This is a genomic window from Nocardia sp. NPDC057455 (assembly GCF_042802775.1).
GTDB lineage: Bacteria > Actinomycetota > Actinomycetes > Mycobacteriales > Mycobacteriaceae > Nocardia.
Genome location: NZ_JBHVDM010000064.1, coordinates 20,056 through 39,406, shown reverse-complemented (window position 1 = coordinate 39,406; position 19,351 = coordinate 20,056). Strand labels below are relative to the sequence as shown.

20 protein-coding genes are annotated in these 19,351 nt (G+C 68.2%); 7 read left to right on the top strand and 13 right to left on the bottom strand.

What is annotated here, in order from left to right:
• Positions 1–70 precede the first annotated feature (70 nt).
• From ACFU5M_RS23675 to ACFU5M_RS23630, 10 genes are all read right to left on the bottom strand, one after another.
• Positions 71–1,375 carry a nucleotide sugar dehydrogenase gene (locus ACFU5M_RS23675; protein WP_379052685.1) on the bottom strand — a complete coding sequence of 435 codons (1,305 nt, stop codon included), beginning with the start codon at positions 1,373–1,375 and terminating at the stop codon, positions 71–73.
• Positions 1,372–2,223, bottom strand: a complete 852-nt coding sequence (locus tag ACFU5M_RS23670; RefSeq protein ID WP_379052683.1) for a glycosyltransferase family 2 protein — start codon at positions 2,221–2,223, stop codon at positions 1,372–1,374. The genes ACFU5M_RS23675 and ACFU5M_RS23670 overlap by 4 nt, the downstream gene beginning before the upstream one ends.
• Positions 2,224–2,264: 41 nt before the next feature.
• Complete coding sequence (locus ACFU5M_RS23665) at positions 2,265–2,858, bottom strand: polysaccharide deacetylase family protein (RefSeq protein WP_379052681.1); 594 nt, start codon at positions 2,856–2,858, stop codon at positions 2,265–2,267.
• A 125-nt stretch (positions 2,859–2,983) separates the two neighbouring features.
• Positions 2,984–4,399, bottom strand: coding sequence for an Ldh family oxidoreductase (locus tag ACFU5M_RS23660; protein WP_379052679.1), 1,416 nt, complete (start codon positions 4,397–4,399; stop codon positions 2,984–2,986).
• 148 nt (positions 4,400–4,547) lie between these two features.
• The gene (locus ACFU5M_RS23655) at positions 4,548–4,964 is read right to left on the bottom strand and encodes a glyoxalase (protein WP_379052678.1); all 417 of its coding nucleotides are present in this window, start codon (positions 4,962–4,964) and stop codon (positions 4,548–4,550) included.
• A gap of 41 nt (positions 4,965–5,005) precedes the next feature.
• Positions 5,006–5,785: a sulfotransferase gene (locus tag ACFU5M_RS23650; protein WP_379052676.1), complete on the bottom strand. Its 780-nt coding sequence runs from the start codon at positions 5,783–5,785 to the stop codon at positions 5,006–5,008.
• Positions 5,782–6,645, bottom strand: coding sequence for a sugar phosphate isomerase/epimerase family protein (locus ACFU5M_RS23645; protein ID WP_379052674.1), 864 nt, complete (start codon positions 6,643–6,645; stop codon positions 5,782–5,784). Before ACFU5M_RS23645 ends, ACFU5M_RS23650 begins: the two co-directional genes overlap by 4 nt.
• Entirely contained in the window at positions 6,642–7,331 is a 690-nt protein-coding gene (locus tag ACFU5M_RS23640; protein WP_379052672.1) for a hypothetical protein, read from the bottom strand. Before ACFU5M_RS23640 ends, ACFU5M_RS23645 begins: the two co-directional genes overlap by 4 nt.
• A 41-nt stretch (positions 7,332–7,372) precedes the next feature.
• Positions 7,373–8,365 (bottom strand): Gfo/Idh/MocA family protein, encoded by a 993-nt coding sequence (locus ACFU5M_RS23635; RefSeq protein WP_379052671.1) that lies wholly within the window; start codon positions 8,363–8,365, stop codon positions 7,373–7,375.
• Between the two features lie 246 nt (positions 8,366–8,611).
• Positions 8,612–9,748, bottom strand: coding sequence for an epoxide hydrolase family protein (locus ACFU5M_RS23630; protein ID WP_379052670.1), 1,137 nt, complete (start codon positions 9,746–9,748; stop codon positions 8,612–8,614).
• A 97-nt stretch (positions 9,749–9,845) separates the two neighbouring features.
• Here ACFU5M_RS23630 and ACFU5M_RS23625 point away from each other — a divergent pair, with 97 nt between their 5' ends.
• Positions 9,846–10,832 carry a helix-turn-helix transcriptional regulator gene (locus ACFU5M_RS23625; protein ID WP_379052668.1) on the top strand — a complete coding sequence of 329 codons (987 nt, stop codon included), beginning with the start codon at positions 9,846–9,848 and terminating at the stop codon, positions 10,830–10,832.
• A gap of 198 nt (positions 10,833–11,030) precedes the next feature.
• On the opposite strand, the gene ACFU5M_RS23620 is transcribed toward ACFU5M_RS23625, so the two are convergent.
• Positions 11,031–11,942: a hypothetical protein gene (locus ACFU5M_RS23620; RefSeq protein WP_379052667.1), complete on the bottom strand. Its 912-nt coding sequence runs from the start codon at positions 11,940–11,942 to the stop codon at positions 11,031–11,033.
• A 107-nt stretch (positions 11,943–12,049) separates the two neighbouring features.
• On the opposite strand from ACFU5M_RS23620, the gene ACFU5M_RS23615 reads away from it, so the two are divergent.
• The 5 genes from ACFU5M_RS23615 (at position 12,050) to ACFU5M_RS23595 (ending at position 15,993) form a co-directional block, all read left to right on the top strand.
• Positions 12,050–12,766 (top strand): alpha/beta hydrolase, encoded by a 717-nt coding sequence (locus tag ACFU5M_RS23615; RefSeq protein ID WP_379052665.1) that lies wholly within the window; start codon positions 12,050–12,052, stop codon positions 12,764–12,766.
• A 34-nt stretch (positions 12,767–12,800) separates the two neighbouring features.
• Entirely contained in the window at positions 12,801–13,235 is a 435-nt protein-coding gene (locus ACFU5M_RS23610; RefSeq protein ID WP_379052663.1) for a hypothetical protein, read from the top strand.
• Positions 13,228–14,535, top strand: coding sequence for a WXG100 family type VII secretion target (locus ACFU5M_RS23605; protein ID WP_379052661.1), 1,308 nt, complete (start codon positions 13,228–13,230; stop codon positions 14,533–14,535). Before ACFU5M_RS23610 ends, ACFU5M_RS23605 begins: the two co-directional genes overlap by 8 nt.
• Positions 14,517–15,347 (top strand): ESX secretion-associated protein EspG, encoded by an 831-nt coding sequence (locus tag ACFU5M_RS23600; protein WP_379052660.1) that lies wholly within the window; start codon positions 14,517–14,519, stop codon positions 15,345–15,347. The genes ACFU5M_RS23605 and ACFU5M_RS23600 overlap by 19 nt, the downstream gene beginning before the upstream one ends.
• Before the next feature lie 121 nt (positions 15,348–15,468).
• Positions 15,469–15,993: a gamma carbonic anhydrase family protein gene (locus tag ACFU5M_RS23595; RefSeq protein ID WP_379052659.1), complete on the top strand. Its 525-nt coding sequence runs from the start codon at positions 15,469–15,471 to the stop codon at positions 15,991–15,993.
• 6 nt (positions 15,994–15,999) lie between these two features.
• Here the strand turns inward: ACFU5M_RS23595 and ACFU5M_RS23590 are convergent, their stop codons facing one another.
• A complete protein-coding gene (locus tag ACFU5M_RS23590; protein ID WP_379052658.1) occupies positions 16,000–16,623 on the bottom strand; it encodes a phosphoribosyltransferase in 624 nt (207 codons plus the stop codon).
• Positions 16,624–16,635: 12 nt separating this feature from the next.
• Entirely contained in the window at positions 16,636–17,490 is an 855-nt protein-coding gene (locus ACFU5M_RS23585; protein ID WP_379052657.1) for a carbon-nitrogen hydrolase family protein, read from the bottom strand.
• 62 nt (positions 17,491–17,552) lie between these two features.
• On the opposite strand from ACFU5M_RS23585, the gene ACFU5M_RS23580 reads away from it, so the two are divergent.
• Positions 17,553–19,346, top strand: a complete 1,794-nt coding sequence (locus ACFU5M_RS23580) for a DEAD/DEAH box helicase (protein WP_379052655.1) — start codon at positions 17,553–17,555, stop codon at positions 19,344–19,346.
• The last annotated feature ends 5 nt before the right edge of the window (positions 19,347–19,351 follow it).

Genomic DNA, 19,351 nt, shown 5'->3' with positions numbered 1-19,351 from the left:
CCCAACGCCCTTCACAGTCCTGAATCAAGCGATCAGGCGGTGGCTTCCTCGGTCACGATGTCCATGCTTGTCACCTCCCCTCGTATCGAACGTCGGCGATCTGTAGCAGGCGAGCCTGCCGCAATAACGCCGAGTCGTATCGCTCGTGCCGCTGAGCCAGCAGCACGAGATCTGCCGTCGCGATCGCGGATTGCACGTCGGGTTCGACACGCAAGGCCACGTCATCGACGACAAGTTCTGCGAGGAACGGGTCATGAATCGACACGACCGCTCCTGCCCTGGCCAGCTCACGCACGAGTCCGACCGCGGGAGTGTTCCGAACGTCGACCACATTCGGTTTGTAGGTGAGACCGAGCACGAGGACTCGTGCGCCGGACAACTGCGCGCCGCGCCCTGCCAGCAGCTGAGCGGTCCGCTCGACCACGTGCCGCGGACGCTCGTCGTTGATCTCTTGTGCACGCTCCACCAAGGTCATCGGCGAGCCGGCGTCACGTGCGGCCACAGCCAGGTACATCGGATCGACCGGGATGCAGTGACCACCGACCCCCGCCCCCGGATAGAAGGCGTGGAAACCGAAAGGCTTGGTAGCCGCGGCGGTGATAGCGGCGCCCGCGTCTATTCCAGCGGTGGCACAGTAGGCCGCGAACTCGTGCACCAAGGCGAGATTGACCTGCCGATAAGTGTTCTCGAGGATTTTCGCCGCTTCGGCCTCCTCGAGACCAGGCGCCACGTGGATCGTGGTGACGACTCGTCCATAGAGGTCGACCGCCTTACGGGCACACTCGGCCGTCAAACCTCCTATCACTCTCGGGGTGTTCGCGGTGGTATAGCTCCGGTTGCCGGGGTCGATCCGCTCGGGGGCGAATGCGAGGTGAAAATCCTGCCCCGCAGATAATCCGCCGCTCTCCAGCAGCGGGCGCACCACACCGCCGGTGGCCCCCGGGTGAACCGTAGATTCGACCACGATCAACTGCCCCGGCTGCAGATTCTCGGCCACGGTCGTGGCCGCCGAGATCAGCGGGCCGAGATCGGGCCTGCGGTCCGGCCCGAGCGGCGTCGGCACGCAGATCAGCACGGCGTCACAGGAGCGCAGATCGGTGGCATCCGATGTCACGCAGAACAATTCGGCTGTACCGGAGACTCGCTCGTCCGCGACGGTGTCCACGGGGCTGCGGCCGGAACGGAGCAGCGAGCACACCGCCGGATCCGTGTCGATACCGCACACCGGATGACCGGCTTCCGCGAAGGCCAGCGCCTGAGGCAAACCCACGTAGCCGAGCCCGATTACTCCGATCTCGGCAGCTGTGGACGCAGCGAATGCGAGCCCTGTTCCTGCCGTGGTCCGACGGGCAGCTGGGAGAATATGCGTGTTCATCGATTCATCACCACAGCTTCGATATCCGGACAGTCCGGTACACACTTTCGCTGCGGCGCGAATCCCGGCGAGGTCGCGCCGCCGGACCGACGCGAACTCCCTTTCCGCCTATCCATTCGTCCCGCTGCGTGCACGATGCTCAACACGCGATTGAATCCGCGCACTGTGCACGAGCTACCGACCCCGCTCGCGCGCACCAACTGAATCGCCGTCGGAAACGCGAGCGGCTGCGGGTGATCACGTCCGCTGGACCACGAGTCCAGCACCGCGCGTCGCACTCCCTTGCCGTTTCGATGCGCGATCACCAACTCGGGCTCGAACTGCGCAGGTCTGCCGCTGCCTGCGAGTGCTTCGGCGAGGCTGTTGTCTCCGCCGACACCACTGCGCGAGAACCCGCCCACGGAGCGGAAGGCAGACGTCAGGATCGCGCTGTTGCCACCGGCGAAGAAGCTGATCGAATCTCCCGCGGACAATGAACGATATCGCTCGTCGTAGCGTGCTTGCCGGGCGGAAGAGACCAATCCCTTGTCCAACCGCAGCACTCGGCCACTGATCGCTGGTCGCTGCTCGGTGACCGACCCGGCCACGGTGAGCCAGTCTCCGCGCGGAACAGCATCGTCGTCCAGGAATGCCAGGACGTCACCGGAAGCGGCTGAAACAGCGCGTGCCCTGCTGCTGCCCGCGCCCATCCGTTCGCGGTTGTACAGCACGACTTTGGGCAGATCGCTCGCGTAGACGGGTGACAATGCGTCGGGTCGTGTAGACGCGTCGTCTACGACGACGAGTTCGTGGAACGTCGTGCCCGGCGTCGAGCCGAGACGCTGCACGCATTCCGTCAGGCCCGCCAAGCAGCGCCGCAGGTCATCTGGCCGATTCCGGGTCGGGATAATCACTGAGATACGTACCACTGCCGTTTCCATTCTCGAACCAAGGCAGGCCAGGAGTCGGGATCGTGTGTCGGCAAGTAGGTCCGACGGATCCGATGCGGCGCCGAATCCCATGGCGTGGGCTCGACTTTGATCGTGCTGAAGCCGAGGACGTCGGAACCGAGCACCGCGCCTGCCGGTACCAGGCCGTAGGGATACGCGAACAGCGTTGTCGACCGTCCGGTGCGCTCGGCCAGCGCCGACAACGAGCCGAGGATTTCCCGCCGGACACCCGGCGCATCCAGTTCGGTGAGCTTCGGATGGGTACGGGTGTGCGCAGCCAAGAGATGACCCGCGGCACGCATTTCCATCGCCTGCCGCCAGCTCATGAATTCGGCACCCGATCCGGACGATGCACCGATTGTCAGTGCGTCGGTGATGCAGAAAAGAGCGATGCGAACGTCGAATTCGGCCAGAATCGGTGCGGCGATCTCCCAGTTGTCCCGGTATCCGTCATCGAAGGTGATCAGCACCGACGGCCGGTCGGGCGGGACGAAGCCGGCCCGCACCGTTCCCGGGTCGAGCGCCGGACCGAACTCCGACAGAACGAGATCCAATCCCCGACGAAAGGCACCAGGAGTCACAGCGGTGTAATGCGTCATATCGGAACATACGTGGTGGAAGTACAACACCAGCGGCCATCCCGACGCCGAACCTACCCGCGGGTCGGCATACGTGACCGTCATCGCCGCGCCCAACCCAGTTCGTCGATGACCGTTGTCGGCACCGGGACACCCGCGGAGTGCGCCAGTTCGGTGTGCCTGCGCTCGGCCTGGTCCGGGAACCACGGCTCGGTGGGCGGCGAGCCGTAACCATCGAGTACGGCCTGGCGCAGCACCTGCACCAGTGCGGGGACGGTCGGGCGCTCATCGGTGGCGGCGAAGCTCCCCACCGCGAACCCTACGAACAACTGGGAGCACCGCATGACCGCACCGGGCTGCTTGCGCTGTTTGCTGACTTGCGGACTCACCAGACCACCGGCCAGTGCTCCCGCGAGAATTTCGACGATCAGGGTGACGCACAGACCTTTGTATCCGCCGAACAGCGGGATCGAACCACCCGCGTCCAGCTGCGCCGGATCCCGAGTGGGCCGACCAGCCTGGTCTTGGAGCCACCCTTCGGTGACCGGCACTCCACGATTGAGCGCATCACGGATCTTGCCCGCGGCCACCACTCCGGTCGCGAGATCGATGCAGAACGGTTCGCCACCGACCGGCCCCGGGGTGACCAGGCATAGCGCGTTGCTGCCGAGAGTCGGACGTTGCGCGCCAGGGGCAGCGACCGCAGGCCCCGAGATATTCAGCAGCAGGCCGACAACCTGACGCTCTTGGAACGGATCCCGGTACGCCGCCAGCATTCCGACGTGGTTGTTGTCGTGGACGGCGACCGCCGCCAATCCCTGCTCGGCGGCGCGGTCGGCGCACAAACGGGCCGCCGACTCCGCCGCGACCTGCCCTGGGCCACCGCAGGCGTCTATCGAGATCATCGCCTGCGCCGTGTCGGTGACCACCGGCTCCGCGTCCGACGAGATCCCACCGGCAGCGATCCGTCGCAGATATGTCGGCAGAAGGCTGACACCATGCGAGGCATGTCCGCGAGCGTCGGCATCGACCAGCACACGGGCCACGGTTTTCGCCTGCCGCGCAGGAAGGCCGGCTTGTACCAACTCGCCCTCGACACGGGAGCGCAGTTCATCGATCTCGACCATGGTGATCGCGAAAGGTGCGGGCGCGGTCGCCGGGACGAACTCGCCGCCGTGCAGCCCGAAAACCCGCAGGCCGGTCCTTGCCACCGGAGGCGCCCCCGTCAGCAGCACAACCGCGCGGTCGGCCAATTCACCTGACGCATAGGACTCGATATCGGGTTCGTGAGCGTCGCCCAAATCGAGGACGACGACGTCGGCGTCGCTGCGCACGGATCCGTATCGAGGTAACGTGCGACCGCTGAGCAATTGAGCGAGAGCACGGCGTTCGGTGGAACCGAGACCGCACAACATCGCTTTATCGGGCTGTTCTACCACGAGCGTCGCGCCGCGCAGCAGCAGCCGCTCATTCCCCCCGCTTTCGAAAACATGAACTACATCGCGTAATTCGAGCACAGCAGACTCCCCTTCTGCCAAATGTAAATCCCCGACCCGATCGGTAACAGCGATCAGCGCAGTTCCTTACCGATCCATTGCGACACTTCGGTCTACGTGACCCGGTAATCGCTACCGAATAAATCTTGCACCATTATGATGCCGTTTGTCAACTGCCCGCGTCTATTTCATTTTCCGGTGCCGAATCATGCAACGGAGACATGAATTCGAGCCGATTTCCCACACAGTCGAATGCGTAGAATCGACGAAATCCCGGGAATTCTTCGTCCCACGAGAGTTCGACATCCGATTCGGTCAGTCTCCTAGCCAACTCGTCGAGTTGCCCCACGAGAATGCCCGGATGGGCCTTGCGCGCAGGACGGAAATCCTGTTCGACACCGAGGTGGATCTCGAGTCCGTCGCCACGAACCCATAAGCCGCCGCGAGCCGCGAGCACGGGAGGCTTCCGCACCTCCCGCAACCCGAGTATGTCGACGTAGAATCGCCGGCATTCCGGCTCACTACCCGGCGGGATCGCCAGCTGGACGTGGTGTAGACCGAGGTGGAAATCGGTCGACGTCGCCACGGAGTCGTACGGGAGAACTGACATGCGTCCAGCCTTTCGTGTCACAATCCTGCTTGTCCGAGCAACCGGGTCCACGTGTCGCGCACCCGAGTCGGGAGTGCGGCGTCGGTCGGTGCCGGAGACTCGGTGAGCAGCTCGCGGTACGGAGCCAGATCAACATCGAGCCGGGAGCCGAGTCGTGACAGTCCACCTCCCGCGCAGAGCTGACCGTATTCGACGACCGTGCACAATCGCTGGTCCGTGGTACGCGGATGGGCCAGCCATGGTTCATGCCATGCCACCCACTTCGCCAGGGCCGCCCCTCGGTCCGGGGGCCGCCATGGACGATCCCCGGCCCATCGCAGTGTCGACCGAGCCACCGCTTCCGGATTTCGGATCAGGAGCACCCAGTGCGCATCCGGCAGGCTCTCCGCGAGTACGTCGAGTTCGAGCAGATACTCGTTGTATTTGTCACCGAACCGGGTGGCGCCGGCATACGCTCCGGCGAGCACGTCGCGCCGCAGTTGTACCGGATCGGCGACTTCCCCGGCGCTTACCGCTACGGCGGCATCGCGCAAGACGGTTTCCGTTGTCGCCAGCCATCTTTCGCTGTGTAATCCGAACGGCGCCTTGCGACGCAACGCCCAGATCATCTCATCGACTCGAAGATGACGCGCTCGCAGATCCGCGGCCGTCACCCAACGGTGCAAGATGTAGGGCAGCTTGCCGTTGACGGTGAATATGCCACCGACCTTTTCGAACGCGATATCCAGCACCGAGGCGAGTGCCGTAGTGCCGGATCGCTGGGCGCCGAGCACGATGACGGGAGGCTCATCGCTCATGACGGCGGCCCCACCTTCGCGATCTCATCCAGCATCGCTCGAAGGATGCCGAGGCATTCGACGCTCGCGGTCCGACCGCCGCGGGAAAAGCCCTCTCCCCAGGGGGTGTCACGTTCCTGCGCGGACAGCACACGGCCGATACGCCAATGCGTCTCCAAACTGAGATAACCCGTGTATTCGTCTTCCGCGAGGCGCTGCAAGATCGCGGGCCAGGGCAAATCGCCCGACCCGATCCGCACATAGCCGTTCGTGCCGGCCGGATCCTTCACGTGCACATGACGAATCAGTGTTCTGCCCGCCGCATAGTCATCCGGGAAAGGCGCCGGGTCCCACCCACTGAACACCGTATTTCCCGGGTCCCACAGGATTCCGAGGCCCGGGAAGCTCAACGCCTCGAGGAACTCGAGCACGTGGCGCATGGTCGGTGTGTTGGTTCGGGTGCCCGTCTCGACGACGAAAGGTATATCGGATCGCAGCTCGGCCAGGACACGGTCGGCGGCGCGCGCGGCCCCGACGGGATCGGGCTCGCCATCTCGCCAGAAGGTGAATATCCGTACGTGTGGCGCGCCGAGTACGGCAGCTTGCTCGGTGAACTTCCGCAGTTCATCGGCAACCGCGGCGTATTCCTCGTCGGTGCGCGGTAGCGGGCATTTGAACGCAGGCGGGGCATAACCCGCCACCGTGAGGCCCTTGGCATCGAGTACGTTCCCGATCCGCTGCAGCCGGGACCTCGTGAGCATGCCCGGCGCGCGGTCGGCCACCGACCGGATCTCGACTCCAACCGCTCCCGAGGCAGCCGCCACCTCGGCAACCACCTCGATATCTTGCGCGATTTCATCACCGATCACCGCAAGCTTCATCGAAGCACCTCCGCGCGAAGCTGCAGGACGACGGCCAAGTCCTGCCGGGGTGTACCCGCACGGGACTCCACAGTTATCGCACGCACCGGCGCACCGTCATCCACTATCTGCCGGACCTGATCCAGGTCCGACGATTCGAGGGGACGATGCCGCCAACCGTTCTCGGGCGGTTCGAAACCCTTCACCTGCACAGCCCGGACGTGCGGGGCCAGGTCGCGCAGCTGGGTCCGGCTTGCGCCGCCGATCCGCGCGAGACCGAGCAGGTCGAGCACCACACCGATTCCGGTGCGTTCGGCCAGCGCCGTCAACCGCACTACATCGGGTCCGCCATGGTGCGTCTCGACCAGCAACTCGATCCCCTGCTCGACCGCCGCGCAACACTGCGCGTCGACGAGTGCCTGATCCGGTTCCGCTACACAGAACACTTTGATCGGCACCGCGATCGCCGGCCGGATCGAGTGGAAACGCGATGCCCGCTCGCCGAGCTGTAGCCCCGATCCAAGGAAATAGATCGACAGCCCGGCGCCGAGTACAGCCGCGATACCTTCGTCGATGCCGTGGCGCTCCCAGCCGTGCCCTTTGCCCGCCCGCAGGTCAACGCCCGCCCCTCCGGCAGCCGAAGTCAGTGCGGCGAGTTCGGCTGCCGAACTTCCGGGCAAGGTGCCGGAACTCAGTCCGGTACCCATCCCTTGGACGCGACATTGTCTTGTGACGCTCTGCTCGACCCTCACCATGCGCGGTCGACCCCTGCCGGAATCGCGGCGGCACCCGACAGCCGAACCAGCGCATCGGTGACGAACCGGCTGCGTGCCAAGGCGATAACCCCCGGGTCGCTACCGGTTCGCACAGCTATCGCCAAGCGACGATAGACCTCGGCTCGCAGTTCGACCGCCGGACGCGCAGCATGAGTGATCGTCTCTCCGTCGAATTCGCCGGTACAAGCGCCATCCCGGATTTCCAGCCGGTCCTTCGAACCGAAGATGGCAAGGTGCTCGCACCGATGTTCGGAGCGGCTGGTGACAGCCATATTCATAGCCGCTCCGGAGACGAAACGAACGTGCCCGACCAACTCGCTGTCGACACCGGGCGCCGCCTCTACCCGGGACAGCACTTCGGTCTCGGCGATCGGACCCAGGACTTGGCACGCCAGATCCAGATAGTGCACACCGAGGTGGGCGGTGACGCCACCCATCGCCACGGCCGCACGCGATCGCCATCCCTGCCCGTAATAGGTATCGGTGCGCCTGCGGGAGACGACAAGGCTGCCTGTGGCACCCGAGAAATGGTGTGCCAGTGCGGATGGATCGAGTGCGGTCAGCCGGTCGGGCAAGCACAAACGATGCTGGAACATGACGACTGCGAACCGCTCGGCGGCTCGCGCCGCCGAGGTGAGATCGTCCAATTCGGAAACGGTCCGCGCCGGCGGCTTCTCGACCACGACGTGCTTACCGCAGTGCAATGCGCGAGCGACCAGTTCGGCTCTGCCACCGGGCGGCAGGCAGAACGCCACGACATCTATCGCATCGTCGTGGAGTATTTCGGTGAAGTCGCGAATAGGAATCGAAGCTCCTCGCGCCACCTCGGCGTCCGGCTCGACACCCGCGATAACCGAGTACTCCGGACAATTCCCGATGGCCGCAATATGGCCCTGCCCGGCATTGCCTAGTCCGACCACCGCGACGCCGACGCGCCGGGTCGCCGATATCCCCCCGTAGATCAACAATCCCTCCCGATTACAAAACTTCACTCCGGCGGCACTCGACCGAAACGAACTGTGTCATTCGAAATCGGTTGTTGCTCAGCCTTCCCCGCCGCAAGGTTATGGCAACCACTTCGATAACGCAAGCATCGTTCCCGGGCGAGCGGAAGCGGGGCAGGAGAGCGCGGGCCGACGTACGGTCGACCGAACCCGTTGCCACTCACCGTCACCCGAGTGGCACCGGGCCGGACCCGTCGGCAGCGACACTCAATCCAGGACGGCGAAGAACGCGCGGATGTCCGCGACGTGTGCGTCCGGGCGTTCCATCGCGATGAAGTGGTTGCCGGTGTTGCCCTCGGGCCAGTGCACGATGGTGTTGTCGCGTTCGGCCAGCCTCCGCATCAAGGCGGAGCCGCCGCCGTAGGTGCCGGTCGGCACCGCTTTCTGCCCCTTCGGCCAGGCGAATACGCCGTCGCCGAGGCCGTTGTACATCGGCCAGGACGACGACGCCACCGTGTCGGTGAACCAGTACAGACTGATGTTGGTCAGCAGATGGTCGCGGCTGATCACGTCCTCCACCCGGTCGGCCAGCGGGGCGAACTCGGTGAACTTCTGCAGCAGCCAGGCGAGCAGACCCACCGGTGAATCGGTCCAGGCGTGGGCGAAGGTCTGCGGGGCGGCGTGCAGCAGGACGTGATGGTTCACGCCGCCGGTCATCCACCGCTGCATGAGGTCCCACTCGGCGCGTTCCTCGGGCGTCATGGTGGGCACATCCGCCTCGGTCGGCATCCCGATCCCGCCGTCGATGTGCACGCCGATCACCCGGTCCGGTGCGGCGACGGCGAGTTCCGGCGTGACGTAGGCGCCGAGGTCGCCGCCCTGTGCGCCGAAGCGCCGGTAGCCGAGCCGATCCATCAGCGTCAGCCACATCCGGGCCACCGTCGCCGGTGTCATGCCGGGCTCACGCGGCCCTTCGGAGAAGCCGAAACCCGGGACCGAGGGCACCACGACATGGAACGCCTGCGCCGGATCGAGCCCGTGCGCCCGCGGATCGGCGAGCGGGCCGATGGTCTCGGTGAATTCCACGAACGAGTTCGGCCAGCCGTGGGTGAGGATGAGCGGCGTCGCGTTCGGCTCCGGCGAGCGCACGTGCAGGAAGTGCACATCCAGCCCGTCGATGCGCGTCTTGAACTGCGGGAACTCGTTCAGCGCCGCTTCCCGTGCCCGCCAGTCGAATCCGGTCCGCCAGTACTCGGCCAGCTCGCGCAGGTAGCCGACCGGCACGCCGCGCTCCCAGCCGGAGCCGGGTAGCTGTTCGGTCCAGCGGGTGCGAGCGAGGCGGTCGTGCAGGTCGTCCACATCGGCCTGCGGGATCTCGATACGGAACGGGCGGATGTCGGTCATTCGGTCGGCTCCTTGCCGGTCGGTCTTGCGGTACAACGCCGACGTTAGGAGCAATCTAGGACCGACCAGGTCCTAGATTTCCGGCATCCTCGAAGTCGTGAACGACACCCCCGCCCGGCTGCTTCGCCTGCTGTCACTGCTCCAGACACCGCGTGAATGGCCGGGCAGCGAATTGGCCGAACGCCTCGGCGTCACCGATCGCACGGTGCGCCGTGACATCGACCGGTTGCGCGAACTCGGTTATCCGGTGACCGCCACGCTCGGCGCGACGGGCGGCTACCGCTTGGTGGCGGGCGCGGCGATGCCGCCGTTGCTCGTAGCGGACGACGAGGCCGTCGCCATCGCGGTCGGATTGCGCACCGCCGCCGGGGCCGGGGTGGCCGGGATCGAGGAGGCGGCGGTGCGGGCACTGGCCAAAGTGGAGCAGGTGCTGCCCACGAAGTTGCGGCGCAGAGTGCGGGTCCTGGCCGTCGCGCTGACCCCGCCCACCGGCGACGGACCCGCCGCCGACCCCGAAGTGCTCGCCACACTCGCGGCGACCGTGGCCAACCGGGAGCGGGTGCGCTTCGCCTACCGCGACGAGGCGGGGACGGAATCGAGGCGCAACGCCGAACCGGTGGGCCTGGTGCCCGCCCGGCGTCGCTGGTATCTGGTCGGCTACGACCTCGACCGGGCCGACTGGCGCGTCTACCGGGTCGACCGGATCGACCGTCCGCAACCCACCGCCGCCCGCTTCACGCCCCGCCCGCTTCCCGCCGCCGACGCCGCCGCCTACGTCGCGGGTGGCCGCACCGACTGGGGTTCGCCGACCTTCCGGCTTCGCCTGACCATCCACGCGCCCGTCGCCCGAGTCGCGGGACGGCTGGGCGATGAGCCGGGCGAGGTCGTCGCGATCGGTGCGGACACTTGCCGGATCGATACCCTGCGGGACGACGCTCCGGAATGGCTGGCCCACCGACTGCTCGGGCTGGGAGCGGAATTCGAGGTGCACGAGCCGCCGGAACTGAGCGCACACCTGCGCGCCATCGCCGAACGTGCCGGGCGCGCGATCGGCCCGCATCCGCCACCTCGTGCCGATGCCTGAACATCCGCCGCGGCCCGGCGACCGCGCCGCTACGACCCGGCGGTCCTGGCATCCGTGGACGCCGTCGGGAAGACGGCCCACGCGAAACCTGCCCCTACCGGGTCGTAGCCGAATACATCTGAGTCTCGAAGGATCTCGGCCGGCGCTCTTTCGAGGCCGCTGGGTGTGCCCGGCCGCTCCCGCGGAATCGGCTCGAACTCAGCCGGCGAGGTCGATGCGAAGCAGAGCGCCGGATTCGGTGGTGGCGATCAGTTTGTCCGGGCCGGCCGGAGTGGCGGCAACGGCGGTGAGGGGCTGCGTGTCCAGGACGGCGCAGGCGGCGCCGGTAGCGGTATCGACGCGGACCAATCGGCCGGTGAGGGTGGTGACGTAGAGGATGCCCGTCGAGTCGATCAGGAGGTCGTCGGCGAAATCCGGGAGACCGGGCAGTCGCGAGGACAGGTCGGTGACGGTCTCGCGGGACACGGGCGCGGTGAGCGGGATGCGGACGATCCGGCCGAGCGGGCCGCCGTTGGCGGTGACGTACAGCGCACCGTCGTGTACGGCCGCGCCGTTGGCGGCCAGTCCCGCCAGCGGCGCGCCCCACGCGGTGTCGACGGACGCGTCGGGACGAACCTTGACCACGCCGGACACGGTCGCGACGTAGAGATTGCCGCTCGGGTCGAACGCCGCGCCGTTGGGCATCGTGAAGCCGGAGACGAAGACCTCCGGCTTCGGCACGGCCGCCGCCGGATCGAACCGGACCACGCCGCCAGGCCGGACGACGCTGACCGGCGCGTCCCCGTAGACGACATACAACAGCCCGTCGGGACCGAGCCGGACCGCACCGGGGAACTCCACCGCGACGGTCGCGGTCAGCGTGCCGGCGGCGTCGTAACGCTGGACCTCGTTGCGGTAGAGCCGCGAGACCCACAGGTTGCCCTGCGCGTCGTAACCCAGATTCTCCGCCCAGTCGAGCACCGGCACGGGCGCCGGAACGGCCGTGACCACCACCGCGGGGTCGCAGGCGCCGATCGGCGGCGCGGCGGCGGCGCCCGGCGCGAGGATCGCGGTGAGGGTCGCCGTGGCGGCGGACAACAGGAAGGCGCCTGGACGGCGGAGGATTCTCAACGCGGGCACCTCGGCTCGGGTAGGGGTGAGTCGCCGCGGATCCTAGCCGTTCTGGACACCGGATCGGGTGGTCCCATCCGCGACACGATCTTTGGCACTATCGGTGAATGCCATTTTTCGACGGCGCGCGCGGCCGGATGCACTATCGGCGGTGGCCGACCGAAAACCCACTGTGCACCGTGGTGCTGCTGCCCGGAATCGGCCAGCACAGCGGGCACTACCACCGCTTCGCGCGCGCCTTGCAACCCATCGGGGCGCAGGTATGGGCGTTGGACACGTCCGGGCACGGGTTGAGCGAGGGCGATCCGGAACAGCCCGGCACGCTGGCCGAGCTGGTGGCGGACGCGCTGCGGCTGGTCGAGCTGGCTCGTACGGATCGGCCGCTGATCTTGATGGGCCATTCGCTCGGCGCGGTGACCGTGCTGGGCATGTTCGGCGCGGCGGTGCCGGATCCGGCCGGTGCGCCAACGCATTCGACGGTGCTGGAACGGGACTACCCGCTGCGGCCCGCCCTGTCGGCACACGCGCCGGCGGGCCTGGTGCTCTCGGGCGTTCCGAAGCGCGCGCTGGGCGGCGGTGCGCCTGGCGCGCCGGGAACAACACTGCCACGCGGGCTTCCGGTGCTCGCCGTGCACGGCGTGGACGATCGGCGCGCGCCGATCGATGCGATCAGGGTCTGGACTAGCCGCCACGAATCGGTAGATTTATGCGAGTACATCGACGCAGGGCACGACCTGTTGCACGAGCCGGTGCACGCGCGGGTCACTGCCGACATCGCGGATTGGATGCAGGGTGTCGTCGTGGGGTTGGCACGACATCCGTGAACCGCTCTTCGGACGAGGAAGGGGGACGGCGCAGATGCCATCACAGGAGAACGGGTTCGGCGGAGAGCCGCCCGCGGAGGTCACCGCGCCCGGTGTCGACATCGCCGCGCTGAACCGAGCGGTCGACGACGGCTCACTGTGGATCGACGGCCTGTTGGTCGCCGACGGCGCGCACGAACGCTGCGCGCGCCAGTACGAGCTGCTCGCCGACCGGGTCGAAGAGCAGATCCGCATCCTGAGCGCCGCCACCGCGCTGCCCGGCTTCGGCGGATTCGCCTCCGGCGACGGGCTGCGCGCCGGTTTCGAGCGCAAAGCCGACGGCGCGATCACGCGATTGAGCCGATACGCCACCGCCGCACGGGAACTCGCCCAGACCTTCCGCGCCGCTGCGGCCACCTACCAGCAGGCCGACGAAGCGCTCGCGCAGGCGGTCGAACGGATCGACGTGACGGGAGCCGCGCATGCGTGAGATGCCGCGCGCCGGTGAGCGGGCCACCCACCGGCGCACCGACCCCGCTTACGCGCCGAACGTCGAAGTGTTCGACAACCTCACCCACGCCGAGATCCACGCCAAGGTGCAACTGCTCGACCCGGCCGTACTCTCCGGCGGCAGGCAGGCATGGAGCGACGCGGCGGCGCACCTCGCCGACGCGGTCTTTCAAGCGCACAACGAGATTCGCGCGGCCATCGCCGACGGCTGGCGCGGCTCCGCGGCGAAGAGCGCGGACGCGGTGGTGCGCGTGTTCGAACAGAGCGGCCAGGACTTGGCCGACGTGTTCGCGGTGGTCTCGCAACGCCTCGGGCAAGCGAGCGACGCGGCGGAAGCGCTGCGCGCCGCGGTGACCGAGCCACCCACCGCCGCCCCGGATCTCGCGGGGGCATTGCTGGATCCCTCCCAGGCGACCAGCAACGTGGAGGGACAGAAGGCGAGCGAGCACGCCCGCCAGGACGTCGTGCGAGCGATGAACGACATCTACGCGGGTGTGTTCGCGCAGACCGGCACCGACGTGCCCGCCTTCCCCGACGAAGCGGACCGGCTGACCGCGACGGCGCCCACCGCCCCACCGCCGAGCAAGCTCATCGGGACCGTCCAGCCCTCGACCGACGCGCAGCCGATATCGGTGGGAACGCACCCGCAGGAGCCGCGCCGCACGGCGGAGCAGAGCGTCGGCGCGACGCCCGCCGATCCGGTACCCGCCACCGAGACTCCGTCCACGTCCGCCGCCGCTGCCGCGCCCACCGTCACCCCGGTCGCGGCCGAGACACCGGCGACGACCCCGCCCAAGATCACGCCCGCCGCCGCGGCGGCGCTCCCGACGGTGGCGGCGGCCGCAGCCGCCCTGCGCATCCCCGCGGCCGCAGCCGCATCGGGACCGGCGACCGCACCCGCCGCGGTGACGAGCGAGCCGATGACGACGCCGGCCGTGCCGGGCGTGGGCAACCAGGTGCCGCCCGAGGAACAACGCAAGCGCGACGAACGGCGCAAGAACAACGACAGCGGCGACGCGGCGGTCACCGGTCTCAGCGCGGGCGCGATGGGTGGTCTGATGGGCGGTGCGGTGGCCGCGATCGACACCCCGCGCGCGGGTACGAGCGTGGCCGCGAACGCCGCGATCGCTCGCTCTGCGCCGATCGATGACGAAGACGACGAGTTCGACCTCGACGATCTCCCCACCTTCCTCGAGCCCTCCGACGACGGCGGCGAACTCATCGGATCCCTCGATCCGACCACGCCGCCCGTGCTCGGTGAATGGTCCGAGTACGAGTGAACTGGACGCTGACCCCGGACCAGTTCGCGCTGGCCTGGTCACGCACCGACGGCGATCGCATCCCCTATCCACTGGCCGTGCGCCTGTCGGCACGCGACACCGGCGAGCGCGCCGCACAGCTGCCGGCGCTCGATCACTGGTGCGCTCAGACGCTGGACGCGGACCTGGAAGCGGCGCTGCGCGTGCTCGCCAAGCCGGACCTGCGAGTGGAGGTTTTCGGTCAGCGTGACGCGGCACCCGGCCCGGCCCCGGGGCGAAACGGCGGGCCGCCGTCCGACGTGCCTGCGGAAAGCGAACCGGCGCGTCCGATCCGTATCCTCGGCGCCGCCGCCGGGAACATCGCGGTGGTCGCGGCGCAGCGCCACGGCGCGACGGCCGACCGCGGCGGCGAGGTGCGGTTGTTCGCGGGCAGTTCGAAAAGCCTGTGCGCGCGGATCGTTTCGATGCTTCCGGAGAACACTCCCGGCACGCTCGGGCGCATGACCGCTCCGCTGGCCCAGGTCGGCGAAGACAGTCGCAACCTGGTGACCGTTCCGGTCGCCGGGCCGTCCATCCCGTCCCGTATCCGCAAGTTGCTCAAACAGCCGCGCGAAGGCATCGGCCAGATCGTCGTCTCGGCGCGACGCGGCGAGGGCGAACTGCGCCCCTTCGGCGTGCTGTGCTGGATCGACGTGGTCGCCGACGGCCGATACGCGGTGCGCACCGGCACGGATGTCGAGGTCGTCGCGGTGACCGCGGAGCGTTTCGCCGCCCACCTGCGACCGCTCGTCACCGCGGCCGCGCGCACGTCGACGGCTTTCGCCGGGCGCTGAACTCGGCGGCAGCGTCCGAAGTCGGTATCCGGCCGCAGTTCGGACCGGGCCGCGTCCTGCGCGCCGCGGGTTCCCGACGTCGCTCCGGCGACGACGCGATGGGACCGTTTACGGTGTACGAGTGCCACTCTACGAATTCGAAGGCAAACGGCCGCAGGTCGATCCGACAGCGTTCGTCGCGCCGACGGCGACCCTGATCGGTGACGTCCGGGTCGAGGCGGGCGCCTCGATCTGGTACGGCGCGGTTTTGCGCGCGGACCTGGCGCCGATCGTCATCCGGGAACGCGCCAACATCCAGGACAACGCGGTGCTGCACGTGCCGCCGGACGTGCCGATGGAGATCGGCGCAGGCGCGACGATCGCGCACAGCGTGGTCTTCCACGGCGCCGCGGTCGGCGCCGAGGCCATCGTCGGCAACGGGACCACGGTGCTGGATCTGGCCAGAATCGGGGCGGGCAGCATGATCGCCGCCCACTCGCTGGTGCCACCCGGAGCCGAGATTCCCGACGGTGTGCTCGCCGCCGGATCGCCCGCCGAGGTGAAACGGCCGATCGAGGGCACTCAGGCGCAGATGTGGGTGCAGCTCAATCCTGGCTTCTACGCGGATCTGGCGCAGCGCCACCGCAAGGGCATCGTGGAAATCTGACCGCCGTCAGCACAGCAGCGCGGTGACCTCGGCGTCCTCGAGCTGGTGGAAATCGCGGTAGGCGCCGCCGACGCCGCCGAGCGAGCGCGGCACCCACGGGCAGACCACCTCGTCGGCCTCGTCGGCGACCCGGCGCATCGCCTCCGTGGAGGAGACCGGGACGGCGACGACGACTCGCGCGGGCTGGTGCGAATACGCCACCCGGCAGGCGACCACGACTGTGGCGCCGGTCGCCATGCCGTCGTCGACGATCACCACCGTGCGCCCCGTCAGCGGGATCGGCCGCGACGCTCCGCGCAGCACCTGCCTGCGCCGCTCCAGTTCGGCACGCTCGCGCGCCTCGATCGAGTCGACCTTCCCCGGCGTCAGCCCGGTGTGCGCCAGCACATCCGGATTCAGCACCCGGACCCCGTCCTCGCCGACGGCGCCCAGCGCCAGTTCCGGCTGCCACGGCACGCCCAGCTTGCGCACCAGCAGGATGTCGAGGTCACCGCCGATCACCTCGCGCACCGCCGCCGCCACGGGTACGCCGCCGCGCGGCAGACCGAGCACCAGCGGGTTCGACGCGCGTAGGTGCTCCAGATGCTCACCCAGCGCGTGACCGGCCGAGGTCCGATCGGTGTACATCATCGATTTCGAACGCTACTCCGGTCCGCGCTCGGTGATCGCGAATCGACGCAACGCGAGGCTCGGGTTGGTGGTGCGCACCTTGCTCAGATACGCCAGGTCTATTCCGGCGCTCAGCACGCCCGGTTCGTCGCCGAGTCCGGCGAGCACCGAACCGGCCGGGTCCACGATCATCGACGCGCCCGCGCCCCGGGGTGCGGCCTGGTCGGCGGCGGCCACGTACACGGTGTTCTCGATGGCCCGCGCCCGCACCAGCGTGGTCCACTGATCGACCTTGCCCGGTCCGGGGATCCATTGGGCGGGCAGCAGCAGCACCTGCGCGCCCGCCGCGGCGACCCGGCGCACGCCTTCGGGGAAGCGCAGATCGAAACAGGTCTGCATGCCGAATGTCACATCACCGACCGTGAAGGTGGCCGGCGCCTCGATCGCGCCCGGCTCGACCACGTCGGACTCGAGGTTGCCGAAGGCGTCGTAGAGGTGGACCTTCCGATAGCGGCTGACGAGGGATCCGTCGGGGCCGAGCACGACCGAGGTGTTGCGGATGCGGTCGCCACCAGGGGCGATCTGCTCCACCGTTCCGGCGACCAGGAACACGTCGAACTCGCGCGCGATCGCTCCGAGGCCGGTAACGAATGGGCCGGTCAGCGGCTCGGCAACGGCGACGACCCGCTCGTCGAGCCGGGTCACGGCGAACATCGAGTATTCCGGTGCGACGACCACACGGGCACCACGCTCACGGGCCGTGCGCACGTGCTCGCGCACCATCGTGAGGTTCGCCGAGGGGTCCGTCGAGGGGGCGAACTGGACGACCGCCACGTCCAGTTGATCCGGCGTCGCGTCCTGATGCGCGGGCGAGTTGTCCAGTTGCATAGGTCTCACCGTATTGGGGCCGTGGCCGGGACGAACAGCACGAGGCAGTAAACTCCTGGTCAATGAGCACCAATCAGGTCGACAGCGTTTCTGGCGACAACGACAGGGACACCGACGGCCCGTCTTTCGCCGATCTGGGGATCGATGACCGCATCCTCGCGGCCATCGCCGACGTCGGTTACGAGTCGCCGTCGCCTATTCAGGCGGCGACGATTCCTCCGCTGCTCTCCGGAGCCGACGTCGTCGGTCTCGCACAGACCGGTACCGGCAAGACCGCGGCCTTCGCCATCCCGATCCTGATGGGGCTCGAGGCCACCGGCCGTATCCCGCGCGCGCTCGTGCTCGCTCCGACCCGGGAGCTCGCGATCCAGGTCGCCGAGGCGTTCGGCCGCTACGCCGCGCACATCCCGGGGCTGCATGTGCTGCCCATCTACGGCGGCCAGGCCTACGGCGTGCAGCTGTCGGGCCTGCGCCGCGGCGCGCACGTCGTGGTCGGCACGCCGGGCCGGGTGATCGATCATCTGGAGAAGGGCACGCTCGACCTGTCGCAGCTGCAGTACCTGGTGCTCGACGAGGCCGACGAGATGCTCAAGATGGGTTTCCAGGAGGACGTCGAGCGCATCCTCGCCGACACTCCGTCGGCTAAGCAGGTGGCGCTGTTCTCCGCGACCATGCCCCCCGCGATCCGCAAGATCTCCAAGCAGTACTTGCACGATCCGGTGGAGATCACGGTCAAGTCGAAGACCTCGACGGCCACCAACATCACCCAGCGCTGGGTGCAGGTCTCGCATCAACGCAAGCTGGACGCGCTGACCCGGGTGCTCGAGGTCGAGTCGTTCGAGGCGATGATCATCTTCGTCCGCACCAAGCAGGCCACCGAGGAGCTCGCCGAAAAGCTGCGCGCCAGGGGCTTTTCCGCCGCCGCGATCAACGGCGACATCGCGCAGAACCAGCGCGAGCGCACGATCGGCCAGCTCAAGTCCGGCGCCCTGGACATCCTGGTCGCCACCGACGTGGCCGCGCGCGGGCTCGACGTGGACCGCATCTCGCACGTGGTCAACTACGACATCCCGCACGACACCGAGTCCTACGTGCACCGCATCGGCCGCACCGGCCGGGCAGGCCGCAGTGGTGAGGCACTGCTGTTCGTCGCACCGCGCGAGCGGCATCTGCTCAAGTCGATCGAACGGGCCACCCGCCACCCGCTGACCGAGATGCAGCTGCCCAGCGTGGAGGACGTCAACGCGCAGCGCGTCACCAAGTTCGGCGACACCATCACCGAAAACCTCACCTCGGCGAATCTCCCGCTGTTCCGCAAGCTGATCGAGGACTACGAGCGCGAGCACAACATCCCGCTGGCCGACATCGCCGCGGCGCTGGCGGTGGGCTCCTACGACGGCGACAACTTCTTCATGGAGCCCGAGCCGGAGCCGGTGGAGCGCCCGCAGCGCGACCGGACCCCGCGCGAGCGGCCCGTCCGGCACTTCGACGAGGACCGGCAGGGTGGTGGTGCCCACCACCGCGCCACCGGAACCGAGCTGGCGACCTACCGGATCAGCGTGGGCAAGCGGCATCGTGTGGTGCCCGGCGCGATCGTCGGAGCCATCGCCAACGAGGGCGGCCTGCGCCGCAGCGACTTCGGGCATATCAGCATCCGTCCCGACCACAGCCTGGTGGAACTGCCCGCGCACCTGCCGGAGGAGACGTTGGAGGCGTTGCGGCGCACCCGGATCAGCGGTGTGCTCATCCAGCTGCAACTGGATCAGGGCCCGCCGCAGCAACGCTCGTTCACCCGCGGCCCGCGCCGCGAGCGCGAGGGCGTCAAGCGGACGGAGCGCCGTAAGCCGCGTTCCTGAGCCGG